The sequence below is a fragment of the Pseudomonas sp. 2957 genome (assembly GCF_031456345.1).
In the GTDB taxonomy this organism is placed as follows: domain Bacteria; phylum Pseudomonadota; class Gammaproteobacteria; order Pseudomonadales; family Pseudomonadaceae; genus Aquipseudomonas; species Aquipseudomonas siliginis.
This window is the reverse complement of the sequence record NZ_JAVDUL010000003.1, coordinates 479,848-495,542: the sequence shown is the minus strand read 5'-3', so window position 1 is coordinate 495,542 and position 15,695 is coordinate 479,848. Positions and strand designations below refer to the sequence as shown.

General features: G+C 60.8%; 10 protein-coding genes and 2 pseudogenes. 1 reads left to right on the top strand and 11 read right to left on the bottom strand.

Annotation, left to right across the window (positions count from 1 at the left end; genetic code table 11):
• Positions 1 to 190: 190 nt before the first annotated feature.
• The 3 genes from J2Y39_RS12720 to arcD (J2Y39_RS12710) form a co-directional block, all read right to left on the bottom strand.
• Entirely contained in the window at positions 191 to 1,201 is a 1,011-nt protein-coding gene (locus J2Y39_RS12720) for an ornithine carbamoyltransferase (RefSeq protein WP_041479782.1), read from the bottom strand.
• A gap of 68 nt (positions 1,202 to 1,269) precedes the next feature.
• Entirely contained in the window at positions 1,270 to 2,526 is a 1,257-nt protein-coding gene (arcA, locus tag J2Y39_RS12715) for an arginine deiminase (RefSeq protein ID WP_016773516.1), read from the bottom strand.
• A gap of 35 nt (positions 2,527 to 2,561) precedes the next feature.
• The gene (gene arcD / locus J2Y39_RS12710) at positions 2,562 to 3,989 is read right to left on the bottom strand and encodes an arginine-ornithine antiporter (protein ID WP_041479781.1); all 1,428 of its coding nucleotides are present in this window, start codon (positions 3,987 to 3,989) and stop codon (positions 2,562 to 2,564) included.
• Positions 3,990 to 4,426: 437 nt separating this feature from the next.
• Here arcD (J2Y39_RS12710) and arcD (J2Y39_RS12705) point away from each other — a divergent pair, with 437 nt between their 5' ends.
• Positions 4,427 to 5,854 (top strand): arginine-ornithine antiporter, encoded by a 1,428-nt coding sequence (gene arcD, locus J2Y39_RS12705; protein WP_310217972.1) that lies wholly within the window; start codon positions 4,427 to 4,429, stop codon positions 5,852 to 5,854.
• A gap of 325 nt (positions 5,855 to 6,179) precedes the next feature.
• Here the strand turns inward: arcD (J2Y39_RS12705) and J2Y39_RS12700 are convergent, their stop codons facing one another.
• The 8 genes and pseudogenes from J2Y39_RS12700 to J2Y39_RS12670 all read right to left on the bottom strand — a co-directional run bounded on the left by J2Y39_RS12700 (position 6,180) and on the right by J2Y39_RS12670 (position 15,610).
• Positions 6,180 to 7,529 carry a CoA transferase gene (locus J2Y39_RS12700; RefSeq protein WP_310217968.1) on the bottom strand — a complete coding sequence of 450 codons (1,350 nt, stop codon included), beginning with the start codon at positions 7,527 to 7,529 and terminating at the stop codon, positions 6,180 to 6,182.
• A 191-nt stretch (positions 7,530 to 7,720) separates the two neighbouring features.
• A pseudogene (locus tag J2Y39_RS26525) lies at positions 7,721 to 8,248 on the bottom strand (methyl-accepting chemotaxis protein); the annotation flags it as partial.
• Positions 8,249 to 8,626: 378 nt separating this feature from the next.
• A pseudogene (locus J2Y39_RS26520) lies at positions 8,627 to 9,586 on the bottom strand (chemotaxis protein); the annotation flags it as partial.
• A gap of 441 nt (positions 9,587 to 10,027) precedes the next feature.
• Positions 10,028 to 10,438: a YbaN family protein gene (locus tag J2Y39_RS12690; protein WP_110602508.1), complete on the bottom strand. Its 411-nt coding sequence runs from the start codon at positions 10,436 to 10,438 to the stop codon at positions 10,028 to 10,030.
• A 162-nt stretch (positions 10,439 to 10,600) separates the two neighbouring features.
• Complete coding sequence (locus J2Y39_RS12685) at positions 10,601 to 11,197, bottom strand: biliverdin-producing heme oxygenase (protein ID WP_310217961.1); 597 nt, start codon at positions 11,195 to 11,197, stop codon at positions 10,601 to 10,603.
• Between the two features lie 110 nt (positions 11,198 to 11,307).
• Positions 11,308 to 13,893: a TonB-dependent receptor gene (locus J2Y39_RS12680; protein ID WP_310217959.1), complete on the bottom strand. Its 2,586-nt coding sequence runs from the start codon at positions 13,891 to 13,893 to the stop codon at positions 11,308 to 11,310.
• Between the two features lie 122 nt (positions 13,894 to 14,015).
• Positions 14,016 to 14,981 (bottom strand): FecR domain-containing protein, encoded by a 966-nt coding sequence (locus J2Y39_RS12675; RefSeq protein WP_150637495.1) that lies wholly within the window; start codon positions 14,979 to 14,981, stop codon positions 14,016 to 14,018.
• 101 nt (positions 14,982 to 15,082) lie between these two features.
• The gene (locus J2Y39_RS12670; RefSeq protein ID WP_095181483.1) at positions 15,083 to 15,610 is read right to left on the bottom strand and encodes an RNA polymerase sigma factor; all 528 of its coding nucleotides are present in this window, start codon (positions 15,608 to 15,610) and stop codon (positions 15,083 to 15,085) included.
• Positions 15,611 to 15,695: the final 85 nt, after the last annotated feature.

The following is a 15,695-nucleotide window of genomic DNA, read 5'->3' as shown; positions in this document are numbered from 1 at the left end:
GTGCAATCCTTCTAAGCAGAGGAATGACAAACGATTCGATCTCCCTGCTGGAACCGATATCCCTGTGGGAGCGAGCCTGCTCGCGAACGCGTCAGATCAGTCGACATCGCTGTTGAATGACCCACCGCTTTCGCGAGCAGGCTCGCTCCCACATTGGGTTTCCGGTTCCTTCAGTGGGAGCGCTGTGGCGTCAGAGATCAGCCAGGGTCGAGACCAGAATCGCCTTGATCGTGTGCATGCGGTTTTCCGCTTGCTCGAAAGCGATGCAGGCCGGCGACTCGAACACGTCGTCGGTCACTTCAATACCGTTTTTCAGGTGCGGATATTGTTCGGCGATCTGTTTGCCGACCTTGGTGTCGCTGTTGTGGAACGCCGGCAGGCAGTGCATGAACTTGGTACGCGGGTTGCCGGTGGCCTTCATCAGCTCGGCGTTGACCTGATACGGCAGCAGTTGCTGAATGCGCTCGGCCCAGGCTTCCACCGGTTCACCCATCGATACCCAGACATCGGTGTGAATGAAGTCCACGCCCTTGACCGCTTCTTTCGGATCTTCGGTGAGGGTGATGCGTGCGCCACTTTCCTCGCCGTATTTTTTGCAGCGCGCGACCAGATCGTCCAACGGCCACAGCGCTTTCGGCGCGCAGATGCGCACGTCCATGCCCAGTTTGGCGCCGATCAGCAGCAGCGAGTTACCCATGTTGTTGCGCGCGTCGCCCAGGTAGGCGTAGCTGATTTCATGGATCGGCTTGTCGGCGTGCTCACGCATGGTCAGCACGTCGGCGATCATCTGGGTCGGGTGATATTCATCGGTCAGGCCGTTGAACACCGGCACGCCGGCGAACTTGGCCAGCTCCTCAACGATTTCCTGCTTGAAGCCACGGTACTCGATGGCGTCGTACATGCGCCCGAGCACGCGGGCGGTGTCCTTCATGCTTTCCTTGTGGCCGATCTGCGAGGAGTTCGGGTCGATGTAAGTGACGTTGGCGCCTTGGTCATAGGCCGCCACTTCGAAGGCGCAACGGGTGCGGGTCGAAGTTTTCTCGAAAATCAGGGCGATGTTGTTGCCCTTCAGGTGTTGTTGCTCGGTGCCGGTGTATTTCGCGCGTTTCAGATCGCGGGACAGATCGAGCAGGTAACGCAGCTCACGTGGGGTGTGGTGTTCCAGGCTGAGCAGGTTACGGTTGTGAATGTTAAAAGCCATGATGGATCTCCTTGGGTTTCGGTTATCCCCTTGGCCGCGCTCGATAAGTCGCGGCGAAGGCTCAAAGATTAGTAATCGATCGGGTCGCGGATGATCGGGCAGGTCATGCAGTGACCGCCGCCACGGCCCCGGCCGAGTTCGCCGGCGCTGATGGTGATGACCTCCACGCCAGCCTTGCGCAGCAGGGTGTTGGTGTAGGTGTTGCGGTCGTAGCCGATGACCACGCCCGGTTCCATCGCCACCACGTTGTTGCCGTCGTCCCATTGCTCGCGTTCGGCGGCGAAGCTGTTGCCGCCGGTTTCCACCACGCGCAGTTTCGGCAGGTTGAGCGCCGCAGCGACGGTGTCGAGGAAGCTGCCTTCTTCGCGGCGGATGTCGATGCCACCCTGTTTGCTTTCGTCAGGGCGCAGGGTGAAGGCGACGATCTGGTTGACCACTTCCGGGAAGATCGTCACCAGGTCGCGGTCGCAGAAGCTGAACACGGTGTCCAGGTGCATTGCTGCGCGGGACTTCGGCAGGCCGGCGACGATGACTTTTTCCACCGCTTTGTTGTTGAACAGGTTCAGCGCCAGTTGGCCGATGGCCTGCCGCGATGAACGCTCGCCCATGCCGATCAGCACCACGCCGTTGCCGATCGGCATGACGTCGCCGCCCTCAAGGGTGGAGTTGCCGTGGTCCTTGTCCGGGTCGCCGTACCAGATCTCGAATTCGGCGTTGGTGAATTGCGGATGGAATTTGTAGATGGCGGTGGTCAGCAGGGTTTCCTGACGGCGCGCCGGCCAGTACATCGGGTTCAGCGTCACGCCACCGTAGATCCAGCAGGTGGTATCGCGGGTGAACTGGGTGTTGGGCAGCGGCGGCAGGATGAAGCTGGAGTGGCCGAGGAAGTCGCGGAACATCTGGATGGTCTTGCCACCGAAGCTGTCCGGCAGATCATCGGCCGAGACGCCGCCAATCAGGAATTCGGCGATGTGGCGTGGCTCGAGGCTTTTCAGCCAGGATTTCACTTCGCTGATCAGGCCCAGGCCCACCGAGTCGGCAGTGACTTTGCGCTCAAGAATCCAGTCCAGCGCTTCGGGGATGGCAACGATGTCGGTCAGTAGGTTATGCATTTCCACCACGTCGATGCCGCGCTCGCGCATCTTGGTGACGAAGTCGAAATGATCGCGCTTGGCCTGCGCCACCCACAGCACGTCATCGAACAGCAGTTCATCGCAGTTGTTCGGGGTCAGCCGCTGATGGGCCAGACCTGGGGAGCAAACCATGACTTTACGCAGTTTCCCGGCTTCGGAGTGGACGCCGTACTTCACTTTTTCCGTGGTCATTTCTGTGTTCCTCCAGATGACAATTCAATCAGGGGTTACAGCGTCAGGAAGCCATCGTAGAGACCATAGGCCGCCACCACGGCACCCACGACCACTGCGGCGAAAATCAGCTTCTCGACGTTGGTGAAAACCGGTTGTTTGAGTTCCAGCTTGGCCTTGGCGAACAGGATCGCGCCGGGCGCGTAGAGCAGGGCCGACAGCAGCAGGTACTTGACCCCGCCGGCATACAACAACCACACCGCGTAGATCAGGGCGATACCGCCGATGATCAGATCCTTGCGCCGCTCGGCGGCGAAGCCTTCGTAGCTCTCGCCGCGCACCGCCAGCAGCAGGGCATAGGCCGCTGACCACAGGTACGGCACCAGAATCATCGAGGTGGCGAGGTAGATCAGCGACAGGTAAGTGCTGGCCGAGAACAGGGTGATGATCAGGAACACCTGCACCATCGCGTTGGTCAGCCACAGGGCGTTGACCGGCACATGGTTGGCGTTTTCCTTGCGCAGAAACTCCGGCATGGTGTGGTCTTTGGCGGCGGCGAACATGATCTCCGCACACAGCAGCACCCACGACAGCAGCGCACCGAGCAGCGAGATGATCAAGCCGACGCTGATCAGCACCGCCCCCCAGTGACCGACCACATGCTCAAGCACGGCGGCCATCGACGGGTTCTGCAGTTTCGCCAGTTCCGGCTGGGTCATGATGCCCAGCGACAGCACGTTCACCAGCACCAGAAACAGCAGCACGGTGATGAAGCCGATCACGGTGGCCTTGCCGACGTCCGAACGTTTCTCGGCGCGGGCAGAGAAGATGCTCGCGCCTTCGATGCCGATGAACACCCAGACGGTGACCAGCATCATGTTGCGCACCTGGTTCATCACACTGCCCAGATCGGGGTTTTTCACGCCCCAGATGTCGGCGGTGAAGATGTCCAGTTTGAACGCGAAGACCGCAATCAGCACAAACAGCAGCAGCGGTACGACCTTGGCGACGGTGGTCACCAGGTTGATGAACGCCGCTTCCTTGATCCCGCGCAACACCAGGAAATGCACGCCCCACAGCAGCAAGGACGCGCCGATCACCGCCGCCGGCGTGTTGCCTTCGCCGAAGATCGGAAAGAAGTAGCCGAGGGTGCTGAACAGCAGAACGAAGTAGCCGACGTTGCCCAGCCAGGCGCTGATCCAGTAACCCCAGGCGGATGAGAAACCCATGTAGTCGCCGAATCCGGCCTTGGCGTAGGCGTAGACCCCGCCGTCCAGGTCAGGCTTGCGATTGGCGAGGGTTTGAAAGACAAATGCGAGGGTGAGCATGCCGACTGCGGTGATGGCCCAGCCGATCAGCACTGCACCGACGTCGGCGCTGGCGGCCATGTTTTGTGGCAACGAAAATATCCCGCCACCGATCATTGAACCGACTACCAGTGCAACCAGTGCACCGAGTCTTAGTTTTCCGGGCGCTTCAGACATTTGCATGACTCCATTGCAGGAAAGGAGAGCTCACAGCCTAGTACCGTTGTCTGTTCGAATAGCTGACTTGGATCAGTGCATGGCCACATTCCATTGTTAATGAATGACTTATCCACCCGTTGCGGGCATAGCACTGTGCTCTGGAAGGCCCGTCCCAGAGCCGTTTCGCTTACGCAATTGGGAATAGCAATTAATGCTTTCGAACTATGACGCTAGTTGCTTTTCCGCGTTTGGCAAATGTCCGTCATCTGTTTTCAGTACAGAATTGAATAATCAAGATTGGCGCACAAAACTGACTTAACGTGCTAAGCGTTATCGTGGTCGGCTATATATAACGGTGCGAAATTGGCCATTACCTGATAAACGTCATCTACCCTTAGGCTTTTAGTCGGCTGTTGTTACAAATAAACAACAACGGCTCTTTCAAGGAGATCTGCATGTCGCAACCGACGCAAAAGCTGCGCCTTGGTGCGTTGATCGCGCTGGTGGTGGGGTCGATGATCGGCGGGGGGATTTTCTCGTTGCCGCAAAACATGGCGGCGCGCGCCGATGCCGGGGCGATCCTGATCGGCTGGGGCATCACCGCAATCGGCATGCTGACGCTGGCCTTCGTCTTTCAGACCCTGGCCAATCGCAAACCGGAGCTGGACTCGGGCGTCTACGCCTACGCCAAGGCCGGGTTCGGCGACTACATGGGCTTTTCGTCGGCGTGGGGTTACTGGATCAGCGCCTGGCTGGGCAACGTCGGCTATTTTGTGTTGCTGTTCAGCACCCTCGGTTATTTCTTTCCGGTATTCGGTCAGGGCAACACGCCGATCGCCATCGGCTGCGCTTCGCTGCTGTTGTGGGCGGTGCATTTTCTGGTGATGCGCGGGATCAAGGAGGCGGCGCTGATCAACCAACTGACCACCGTGGCCAAGGTCGTGCCGCTGATCATGTTCATCGTCATCGCTGCCGTGGCATTCAAGGCTGACATCTTCACCCGCGACATCTGGGGCCGCAGCAACCCGAACTTCGGCGGGGTGATGGACCAGGTGCGCAATATGATGCTGGTCACCGTGTTCGTGTTCATCGGCATCGAAGGCGCCAGCGTCTATTCGGCTCGCGCAGAAAAACGCAGCGACGTCGGCCGTGCCACGGTCATCGGTTTTCTCGGCGTGCTGGCGCTGCTGGTGCTGGTCAACGTGCTGTCGCTGGGCATCATGAGCCAGCCTGAACTGGCCAATCTGCAGAACCCTTCGCTGGCAGCGGTGCTCGAGCACATCGTCGGGCCGTGGGGTGCGTTGCTGATCAGCGTCGGGCTGGCGATTTCGCTGTTGGGCGCGTTGTTGTCATGGGCCTTGCTGTGCGCGGAAATCCTCTTCGCCACGGCCAAAGACAAAACCATGCCGGCGTTCCTGAAGAAGGAAAACAAGAACCACGTGCCGGTCAACGCGCTGTGGCTGACCAATGTGATGATCCAGATTTTCCTGCTGATCACATTGTTCTCGGCGGGCACTTACACCAGTCTGATTTACTTGGCGTCGTCGATGATTCTGGTGCCGTATTTGTGGTCGGCGGCCTATGCGGTGCTGCTCAGCGGGCGCGGCGAAACCTACGAACACGCCTCGGCGGAACGTACCAAGGATCTGCTGATCGGCGGCATCGCCCTGGTTTACGCGGTATGGCTGTTGTATGCCGGGGGAGTGAAGTATCTGCTGCTGTCGGCGCTGCTGTATGCGCCGGGGGTGATCCTGTTTGCCAAGGCCAAGCGTGAACAGGGGCAACCGGTTTTCACTACGGTGGAAAAGGGGATTTTTGCTTGCGTGGTGATCGGGGCGGGGCTGGCGGCGTATGGGTTGTATAGCGGGGTGTTGTCGTTGTGATCTGAAAAGCAGCCCCTCACCCTAGCCCTCTCCCAGAGGGAGAGGGGACCGACCGAGGTGTCTGGCGCTATACGTCGACCTGAGCGATCGAGTCGATTATGGATTCGACGAAAATCTTTCACGTCGGCGTAACTCTCCAATATCCCCCAATCAGTCCCCTCTCCCTCTGGGAGAGGGGACCGACCGAGGTGTCTGGCGCTATACATCGACCTGAGCGATCGAGTCGATTATGGATTCGACGAAAATCTTGCACGTCGGCGTAACTCTCCAATATCCCCCAATCAGTCCCCTCTCCCTCTGGGAGAGGGCTAGGGTGAGGGGCTTCTCATGGCCAACACGGAGGATGCGAGCCCAACTCCGTCGCCGGCCAATTCCACCGCATCGCCGTCCCGCTGATCTGCAGCGGCACGCGCAACCTCCGCGCCGGTCCCCACGCGGTGTGTTCAATCGCCGGATCCTGATCCAGTGCGTCTTCAGCCCGCAGCGGGTCAAGCATCCCCGGCCCATGCTCAAGCAACAGCTTCGCCGTCCGTGCCAGCGACAACCGCGCCGAACCCCCGCGACCGCTGGCCAGTCGTTCAGTCAGCAGCCTTATTGCACTCGCCGCCATCAGATACCCGGTCGCATGATCCAGCGCCTGCACCGGCAGTGGCGTCGGTTTATCGCTGTGCCTCCAATGCTGCCCGGCCTCGGCGATGCCGCTGCTCATCTGCACCAGGCTGTCGAAGCCCCGGCGGTTCTGCCAGGGGCCGCTCCAGCCGTAGGCATTGAGGCAGACGTCGATCAGCCCCGGTGCCAGTTGCCTTCGGCGTTCAATACCAAACCCCAGATGTTCCAGCGCATCGGCGCGATAGCCGTGGAGCAAGATGTCGGCGTCTTGCAATAAACCTTCGAACACTGCGCGATCCGCTGGCACTTGCAGATCCAGCCGCGCGCAGCGTTTGCCGACGGTCATTTCCGGTACCACGCCGGGTTCGTTCCAGCTCGGTGGATCGATGCGCAGCACGTTTGCGCCTAGCCCTGCGAGAAAGCGGCTGGCGCTGGGACCGGCGAGCACGCGGGTCAGGTCGAGCACCTTGATCCCGGCCAGCGGTCGTGCGATCGAGCCTTGCCAGGCGGTGCGTTTCTCGTCCGTCTGCTCGATGAACTGCACCAGCGCTTCGGCATTCACCGCCAGCCCTTGCGGGTGTTGCTGCCACTGCGCCCAACTGCGCATCTCGGCGGCGCAGCCGTTGGCGTCGACCACTGCTTGTTCCAGATCCGCACTGTCCCATTGCGCGACTTTTGCCGCCATTGCGGCGCGGTCGGCGCAGGCACCGAGCACGCGTTCAGCGGCGGCGCGGTGATGCGGAGCGTTGGTGTGCAGACGGATCCAGCCGTCCCGGGTCGCATAGTCGCCGGCGATCGCGTCCCATAACGGCGGCACCTGCCAGCCGATCGGGCGAAGCGAGGTGGAGAACCAGAAGGAGGCAAGGCGCCGGTCGACTGCAACTGCTGACAAGTGCCCGATTTGCGGGTGGAGCAATTCGCTGAGCGCTTGGCCGGCAGCGGCGATGCTGGCGCAGGCCAGCTCGGTCACGGCGAACGCCGAGGGCAACGCGCCGTCACCGTTGAAGGGGATGGGCGTGCGAGGCAGGTCGAGTGCGGTTTGGATGGACGTGAGCAGATCAGTCATCGAAGGCCCTCCGGAACGAGAGGGCGATGATAGTGCAAAAGAATCGCGGTTTAGATGAAACCAGGATGTGAACCCGTTTCCCCAGTGGGAGCGAGCCTGCTCGCGAAGGCGTCGTGTCAGTCAACACGGATGTTGGATATGACGACCGCTTCGCGAGCAGGCTCGCTCCCACAGGGATTTATGCTGGATTGTTACACGCGGAACTGATCCATCAATTTCATCTGCTGGCTAGCCAGGCTGTTGAGCTGGCTGCTGATCGCTGCCGACTCGGTGGCCTGTTCGGTCAGGGTTTCGGTCACGGTGCGAATCGCCGAGACGTTGCGGTTGACCTCTTCGGCCACGGCGCTTTGCTCTTCGGCGGCACTGGCGATCTGCAGGTTCATGTCGCTGATCACCGTCACCGCGTCGCTGATCTTGCCCAGCGCATCAACGGCCTGACGAATCTGCCCGGCGTTGTTGTGCGCCTGGGTCTGGCTCGAATGCATGGTCGCGACCACGCCACGGGTGCCGGTCTGAATGCGCTCGATAACGATGCGGATTTCTTCCACCGAATCCTGCGTGCGCTTGGCCAGGTTGCGCACCTCATCGGCGACCACGGCAAAACCGCGACCGCTTTCGCCGGCGCGGGCGGCTTCGATAGCAGCGTTGAGGGCCAGCAGATTGGTCTGTTCGGCGATGCTGCGAATCACTTCCAGCACCGAGCCGATCTGCTCGCTGTTCACTGCCAGCGCTTCGACCTCGGTCACTGCTTTGCTGACCTCATCGGCCAGTTGATTGATGTCGCGGGTGCTGCGCTCGATGATCGCCATACCGTCCTTCGCCGACTGATCGGCACCCTTGGCGGCGTTGGCCGCGTTCGAGGCACTGTTGGCGACGTCGTGGGCGGTGGCGCTCATTTCGTTGGAGGCGGTGGCGACCTGATCGATTTCGCGGAACTGCACCTGCATGCCTTCGCTGGTCTGGCGGGCAATTTCCGACGACTGATCGGCCGTGCCACGTGCTTCGGTGATGCTCTGTTTGATCTGCGCGATGGTCGGCTGAAGCTTGTCGAGGAAGCGGTTGAACCAGTTCACCAGTTCGCCCAGTTCATCTTTCTTGCTGTAGTTCAGGCGCTGGGTCAGATCGCCTTCGCCGCTGGCGATGTTCTTCAGCATCTCGGCGACGCTGTTGATCGGACGGGTGACGCCGGAGGCGGTGAGCCAGATCAGCAGGAGGCCGACCAGACCGGCCACGCCCGCTACCAGCAGGGCAGTGATGACGCCGGTTTGTTGCGCGTCATCCAGCACCGCTTGAAGTTTCACCGAGTCGGCCAGCAGCACGTGCTCGGGCAGGTCGATGACCACGCCCCAGGCGCGCGAATTGCCGATCGGGTCGACCGGGTAAACCGCGCGAATCAGGTCGCCCTGTTCGAGGATTTTCGCCGTACCGCTGCCGACCAGTTGCAATACATCCTTGCCATCGGCGCCGAGGGTGTCGCCGATTTTTTTGCCGACCCGCGTCGCGTCAGCACTGTCGGCCGCCAGCACACCGCTGCCGGAGACGATCAGCATATGACCGGCGTTGTTGAACAGGCTGCGCTGCGAGTCGACGGCGGCGGCTTGCAGGGCGTCGAGCGCGATGTCGACACCGACCACACCGATCGCTTTGCCATCCACCAGCAGCGGTACGGAAATGGTCGTCATGAGCATTTCCTTGCCACCGACCGTGTCGGCATACGGGTCAAGCAGGCAGGTGCGTTTGTTATCGCGAGGGCAGGTGTACCAACTGTTGTACGGCGTGCCGCTGACGCTGAGAGTGGTCTTGGTCAGGTCGTTCTCGACCATGATCGTATTCAGCGCGGCGCCGGCGGCACGGCTCCAGTACGAGGCGAAGCGCCCGGCTTCGTTGGACTGCCGCGCGGCATCGTTGGCGAATTCGCTGTCCTTGCCGTCGAGGCCGTTGGGTTCGAAGGCCAGCCAGATGCCGAGGACTTTATCGTTGCGCTCGAAAGCGGTTTTCAGGCTCTGGTTCAACTCTTCACGAACAGCGCCGGCTTCGAGCGAACGCTTGGCCGCCATCGTCCGCAGATCCTTGATCTGGTCGGCGAGGGCGGTGACCACGAGCAGGCTTTCACCAAAGGTTTTCTGCACCCGCACCGCTTGCTCGGCGGCCTTGGCCTGCAGCAGGTTCTGCACGCTGGCGGTCAGTAACTGGTTGCTGGATTGACTGACCAGCGCGTCGTTCTGGTTGGTCTGGTAGATGTTCATGCTGACAATCAGCACCACCACTCCGAGCAGGCAAAGGCCGGAGAGCAGGACGATTTTCAGGCGAATGGACAGAGAGTCGAACATGGGGCGATCTCGCGAATGGAATAAACAGGTGGCTGGGCCTGAAGCCCGGTTTGCCAAATCCATTCAGCGCCATTCAATCCTCATCGGCGTTAAGCGAAACGGCATGAGGCGCTTGCCGACGGACGGTCGCTGCTAAACGTTTGCGCAGGGGAAAGTGCTGAAAAGGCTTTAATTGCAGGGATGTTTCACTACCGCGACGGGCGTCTCCGGGCGCGACCAGATCCACAGGTTGCCCAGGCCCATGCCGGCAATCGCCAGATAGATCGGCCAGCCGTGATCGAGCATCACCAGCATCAACGTCGCACACAGCAGCATGCTGACGGTGGCACTGACTTTGGCCTTGCGCGCGATGATCCTGCCGTTGCGCCAGTTACTGAGGATCGGCCCGAACAGGCGGTGATTTTCCAGCCAGGCACTCAGGCGCGGCGAACTGCGGGTCGCGGCCCACGCGGCAAGGAGGATGAACTCGGTGGTCGGCAGACCGGGCACGACGATGGCGACAAGGCCAATGCCGAGGCTGACATAGGCCAGCAGGCCGAACAGCAGACGGGCGAGTTTTGATGGGGCGGGTGCGGGCATGGGCTCAGCGGCGGCTTCTGAAGCGGAACGGGGATCTTACAGATTTGTGGTGAGCTCTGTGGGAGCGAGCCTGCTCGCGAAAGCGGTTGATCAGGCACATTGATGTTGAATGTGCTGCCGTCTTCGCGAGCAGGCTCGCTCCCACAAGTGATAAGAGTTGCTTCAGGCCACTTCGGCTTCTATGGCATAAGCCCGTTCCAGCAGCACGGTGAAGCGGTTGAATGCATCCAGCGCACCTTGCTCAACTTCCGCCTCTTCCTCTGCCGTGAACGGCAACGCATCGAGGGTGCGTACGAAGCTTTTCCAGCCCTCGGCGCGGCCACCTTGCGGTTCAGCCAAATGCCGGGCACCAAAGGTCTCGCTCAGATCGAGCGCCACCGCGCGCTTGATCAGGAACGCCGCGCCGAGCTTGGAACCCTCCGACACGAAGATCCAGCCCAGCGCCCGCGCCTTGCTCGGGTTTTTCAGCGCGCCGGCCACCGGCGCCGGGACTTCGGTGTCGAGGTCGGCGAGGTCAGCCTTGGCCGCTTCGGCGCGGCAACGGGCCGGTAGATCCGGGACGATCGCGATCAGTTCGGCATCGTTGTACAGCTCGACCAGTTCCGCCTGGAACAGGTATTGCGCAACGACGAAACGGGCGAAGCTGGCGCGGGTTTCGAATGGTGCGTGGGCTTTGACCAGGGCATCGAGTTTGCTGTGCGGCTCATGGGTGATCTGGTTAAGGCGTTGCGAACGCAGGGTTTTTTCCGGGGTAGTCATGGGGTGTCCTTGATAGATGAGGCGCTTGATAACAAGACGTACGGGCGGGCGCCGGACAGTAAAAAAAACCTCACTGCGCGGCGAGAACACGCGCAGTGAGGCCGGCCGGATCAGATGTCCCAGATCAGGTTGATCGCGAAGTTGCGTCCCGGCTGGGTCAGCCGATCGAGGTTGGCCGGTTGCGTCACCGAGGCTTCGCCGACGCTGTCGTAACCGCGCACGTCATCCCATAGCCAGTATTTCTTGTCGGTCAGGTTGTAGACGCCGCCGCTGACGGTGACGTCGTCGGTCACCTTGTAATAGCCGGCCAGATCGAGAATGCCGAAGCCCGGGGTCTTGAACTGACTGCTGACGCCGTCCGGCGACTTGAAGTTGCTGTCGTCGACGCGGTCCTTTTTCTTCACCACGGTCCAGCTCAGCAGACCGCCATAGGTGCCCTGGTCGTAACCGAGGCCGAACACGCCGGTGAGCGGATTGACGCTGTTGATCGGCTCGCCGCTGTCGTTGTTGCGCCCGTAGGCGTAGGCGATCGAGCCTTGGGTATACAGGCCTTGCGGCGCGCCGAACGCATCCAGATTCAAGCGACCTTTGACTTCCGCACCCTTGATGGTGGCGCGCTTGATGTTGTTGCTCTGGAAGGTCAACTCATCGTCGCCCGGCTTGACCGCGTCCTCATTGATGAAGTCGCGGTACTTGTTATAGAACACCGCGACGTCGAACGAACCCTGTTCGAAATTCCCGCGCAGGCCGGTTTCGAAACCTTTGCTTTTTTCCGGTTCAAGGTCGGAGTTGGGCGCCACGGTGTAGCCGGTGGTGTTGTTCTCGAAACGCCCGTACAGCGATTTTGCCGTGGGCGTGCGGAAGCCTTCGGCGTACTGGCCGTACCAGGTGTAGTTGTCCGTCAGTGCATAGGTCAGGCCGAATTTCGGCGACACCTTGTGCCAGGTCTTGTTCTTGTCGCTGACCGTGCCCTGGCCGTCGGCATTCACGGTGTTGAGGAATTCCTCGGTGATGTGCGGCTTGAGCTGGGTGTAGTCGTAGCGCAGGCCCGGCAGGAAGGTCCAGTCGTTCCAACTGATCTGATCCTGAGCAAACAGGCTGTAGGTGTTGATGGTCGGATCGGGGAAATCAGTGGCCTTGGCCAGCACATCTGCCGGACTCGTCGCGCCAATCGCCGTGCAGCCGCGACCGACGGCCACACACGTGCCGTCGCCGCTGCGCGAGCCGGTGACTTTCTGCTGTTTGATCGTGGTGCCGTAAGTCAGCAGGTGATCGGTGTCACCGATGGCGAAAGCCTTGTCGAGTTGCGCGTCGAACACCCACTGTTTTTCTTCGTAGAGCGTGTCGCGGGTACGCAGCACTTTACGAGTGATCGGGTAGTACAACTCTTCGGTGCTCTGGTCGGTCTTGGCGATCTGGTGATTGAGGCTCCACTTGACGTTATCGACCAGCAGGCTGTCGAGGGCGAACGCGTGTTCGATGCCGAAACGCTCGCGGGTGATGGTGTCGTTACCGGTGCGCCACTGGTACATGCCGCCGGGCAGGACGCTGCTCGGAATGGTCGGCGCGCCATTGAAGTACGGGCCGCCGTAGGCACTTTTCTGGTCGGTGTCGCGATCGTCCTTGTACTTTTCGTAGGTCAGGCCCAGACGCGAATCGTCGTTGTAATTCCAGCCGAGCTTGGCCAGGACGTTGGTTGCGCGCACGTCTTCCGGGTTGGCGGCGGTGCGCGCAAGGCCGGTGCCGTTATTGCCGCCGAAGGACTCGGTTTCGTGTCCGTCGCGCTGGCTGTAATGCAGCAAGCCGTCGAACTCAGCGCTGCGGCCAGCGACGGTGGCGGACTTCAGCCAGCTGTCATCGGCGGAGCTGTAACCGCTTTTCAGACGCGCGCCGACGTCCTTGCCCGGTTTGATGATGTCGTCGGCGTCCAGCGTGTAGTAGCTGACCGCGCCGCCGATAGCGTTGCTGCCGTACAGCACCGAGGCCGGGCCACGCAGAATTTCCACGCGTTTGACGATTTCCGGGTCGACGTAGTTGCGCTGGCTCTTGGCATACGGGCCGTTGAAGAAGCCGTTGGGGATTTCCACGCCATCGACTTGAGTCAGGATGCGGTCGCCGTCGATACCGCGAATGTTGTAGCCGCTGATGCCGCCGCGCTGGCCGGCACCGCCAACGGAAACGCCCGGTTCGTAGCGCACCAGATCCTTGATGGTGTTGACGTTGTTGCGGTCAAGCGCTTGGCGATCATGCACGCTGACCGTCGAAGGCACGCTGTTGACCGACTGTTCCTGGCGAGTGGCGCTGATGGTCACCTGATCGAGATTGAGCGTGCCGCTGCCGCTGCGTTTTTCCAGCACGACATTGTTGTTGCTCAGTTTGCGAAAGCTCAGGTTGGTCCCCACCAACAGGCGCTCGAGGGCTTTCTCCGGCGGCAGCGAACCGCGCACGCCCGGCGACGAGACGTTCTGCCCCAACTCGGCCGGCAAGCCGACCTGCCAACCGGTCACGGCGGTAAAGGCATTCAATGCCGAAACCAGTGGTTGCTGGCCGATGGCGAAGGCGTAATCGCCCATGTTGCGTGTCGGTTGCTCGGCGGCGGCGAGCAGCGGCGCGGTGCCGGCCATGAGAATGGCCGCAGTCAGCAGCGACAGCACGCGGGAAGGGGAGGAAGTCTGGCGGGTAAGGCGTGAGGACATCGATAGCGCTCCGTGTCGCACGAATCTTTATAGGTGCTGATCGGCATGGTTAGATGCGAATCAATTGCATTGGCTATAACGAGACGTACTGTCGCTGGCTATCGAGTAAAAATAATTCTCATTCAGTTAAGGATCACCAGCGCCGGGAATTCCTGCAGGCGCGCCGAGGTGATGTGGGCGAGGGAGCGGACCACGTCGAGCGGCTGGTCGAGACGGTAATTGCCGGTGACGGCGACGTCGGCCAGTTGCTCGTTGTTGTTGATGATCCAGCCCGGGTAGTAGCGGCGCAGCTCGGCCAGCACCTGATTCAGCGGGCAGTTCTCGAACACCAGGCGGCCTTCAACCCAGGCCAGATCGGCATTGGCGTCGAGCTTGGCCGGGCGATCAAAACCGTTGGGGCCGATGCGAATGCTCTCCCCGGCGCGCAGGCGCACCCTGGCATCGTTGTGGGTGGCGCGCAGATCGACATCGCCACGCTGCACATTCACTTGCGCGACCCCGTCGAGGTAGCGCACGGCGAATGCGGTGTCGTGGACGCTGGCCGTTACCGGACCTGCGTCGATCTCCAGCGGCTGATTGCGCCCGCTGGCGATCTCGAAAAACGCCTCGCCCTGAAACAGCCGGGCCACGCGTTGCTGATCGTTGATGGTGCTGGAAAACGCCGAATTGGTATTGAGCAGAACCTTCGAGCCGTCCTCCAGTTGCAGACGCTGACGCTCGCCGACCACGGTCAGGTGATCCGCTTGAATGCGCATCGGCAAGTTACTGAAACTGAACAGCCCAAGGATCAGCACCGCAGCGGTGGCCAGCGGTTTCCAGTGCGGGCGCAAGCGTTTGAGGAAGGTGATTTTTACCGGTTTTGTCGCCAGAGCCTCGGCGCACAGTGCGACTTGCGGGCCGTCCCAGATGGCCTGGGCCTTGGCGAATGCCTCGGCATTTAACGGATCAGCCGCCAGCCAGGCATGAAATTGCCGGGTCTGTTCCTCATCCGGGCTGCCGAGCACGATGAGCCAGTCCAGCGCCTGGTCCATTGCAGCTGCAGCGTCCCGCGCCGAATCGGGCGAAGGCGAGCGGTGTGTGTCCGTCACGGTGGTTCCTCAGGGCTTCTGGCGAAGCAGTTTCTAGCTTCAAGCTGCAAGCTGCAAGCCGGATGCGTTACCGCTTTTTGTTTTTACTTGTAGCTTGCAGCTCAAAGCTTGCCGCTGCCGTTATGTCGTTCGGCAACACCGATGCAGATCGACATGATCAGTTTCAGTTCTTTCTGCACGGTGCTCAGCGAAACATTAAGTTCATCAGCGATTTCCTGATAACTGTGCCCGTGCAGGCGGCTGAGGATGAAGATCTGTTGCTGGCGCGGGCTAAGTTGGCTGAGGCTCACGTTCAAACGCTCCAGCAGTTGTTCGGCGTGGGCGGCGTCTTCAGCGCTGCTGGCGGGCGCGGCGATGCTCTGCACGACATCTTGCGGCACGTCGTCGACCATGGTCCGCGCATGAATCTTGCGCGCACGCAAATGATCCAGCGCCAGATTGCGCGCGGTCTGGAAGACAAAGGGTTCAAGGTGATCGATGGCCCGTTCGCTCAACGCCCGGGTCACGCGCAGGTAGGTCTCCTGCAACAGGTCTTCAGCGGTGCTGTGATTGTTGACCATCCGTTCCAGCGTGCGCAGCAGGGAAGTGCGCTGGGCGAGGAAGACATGGTTGAAGCGCGATTGACTCACGGGAGGACCTGATCCATTTCGAGCGAATGATAATGCTTATCATCCAGCTAAATGGTCAAGCGCTGATTTCAAATTGAAATCGGAT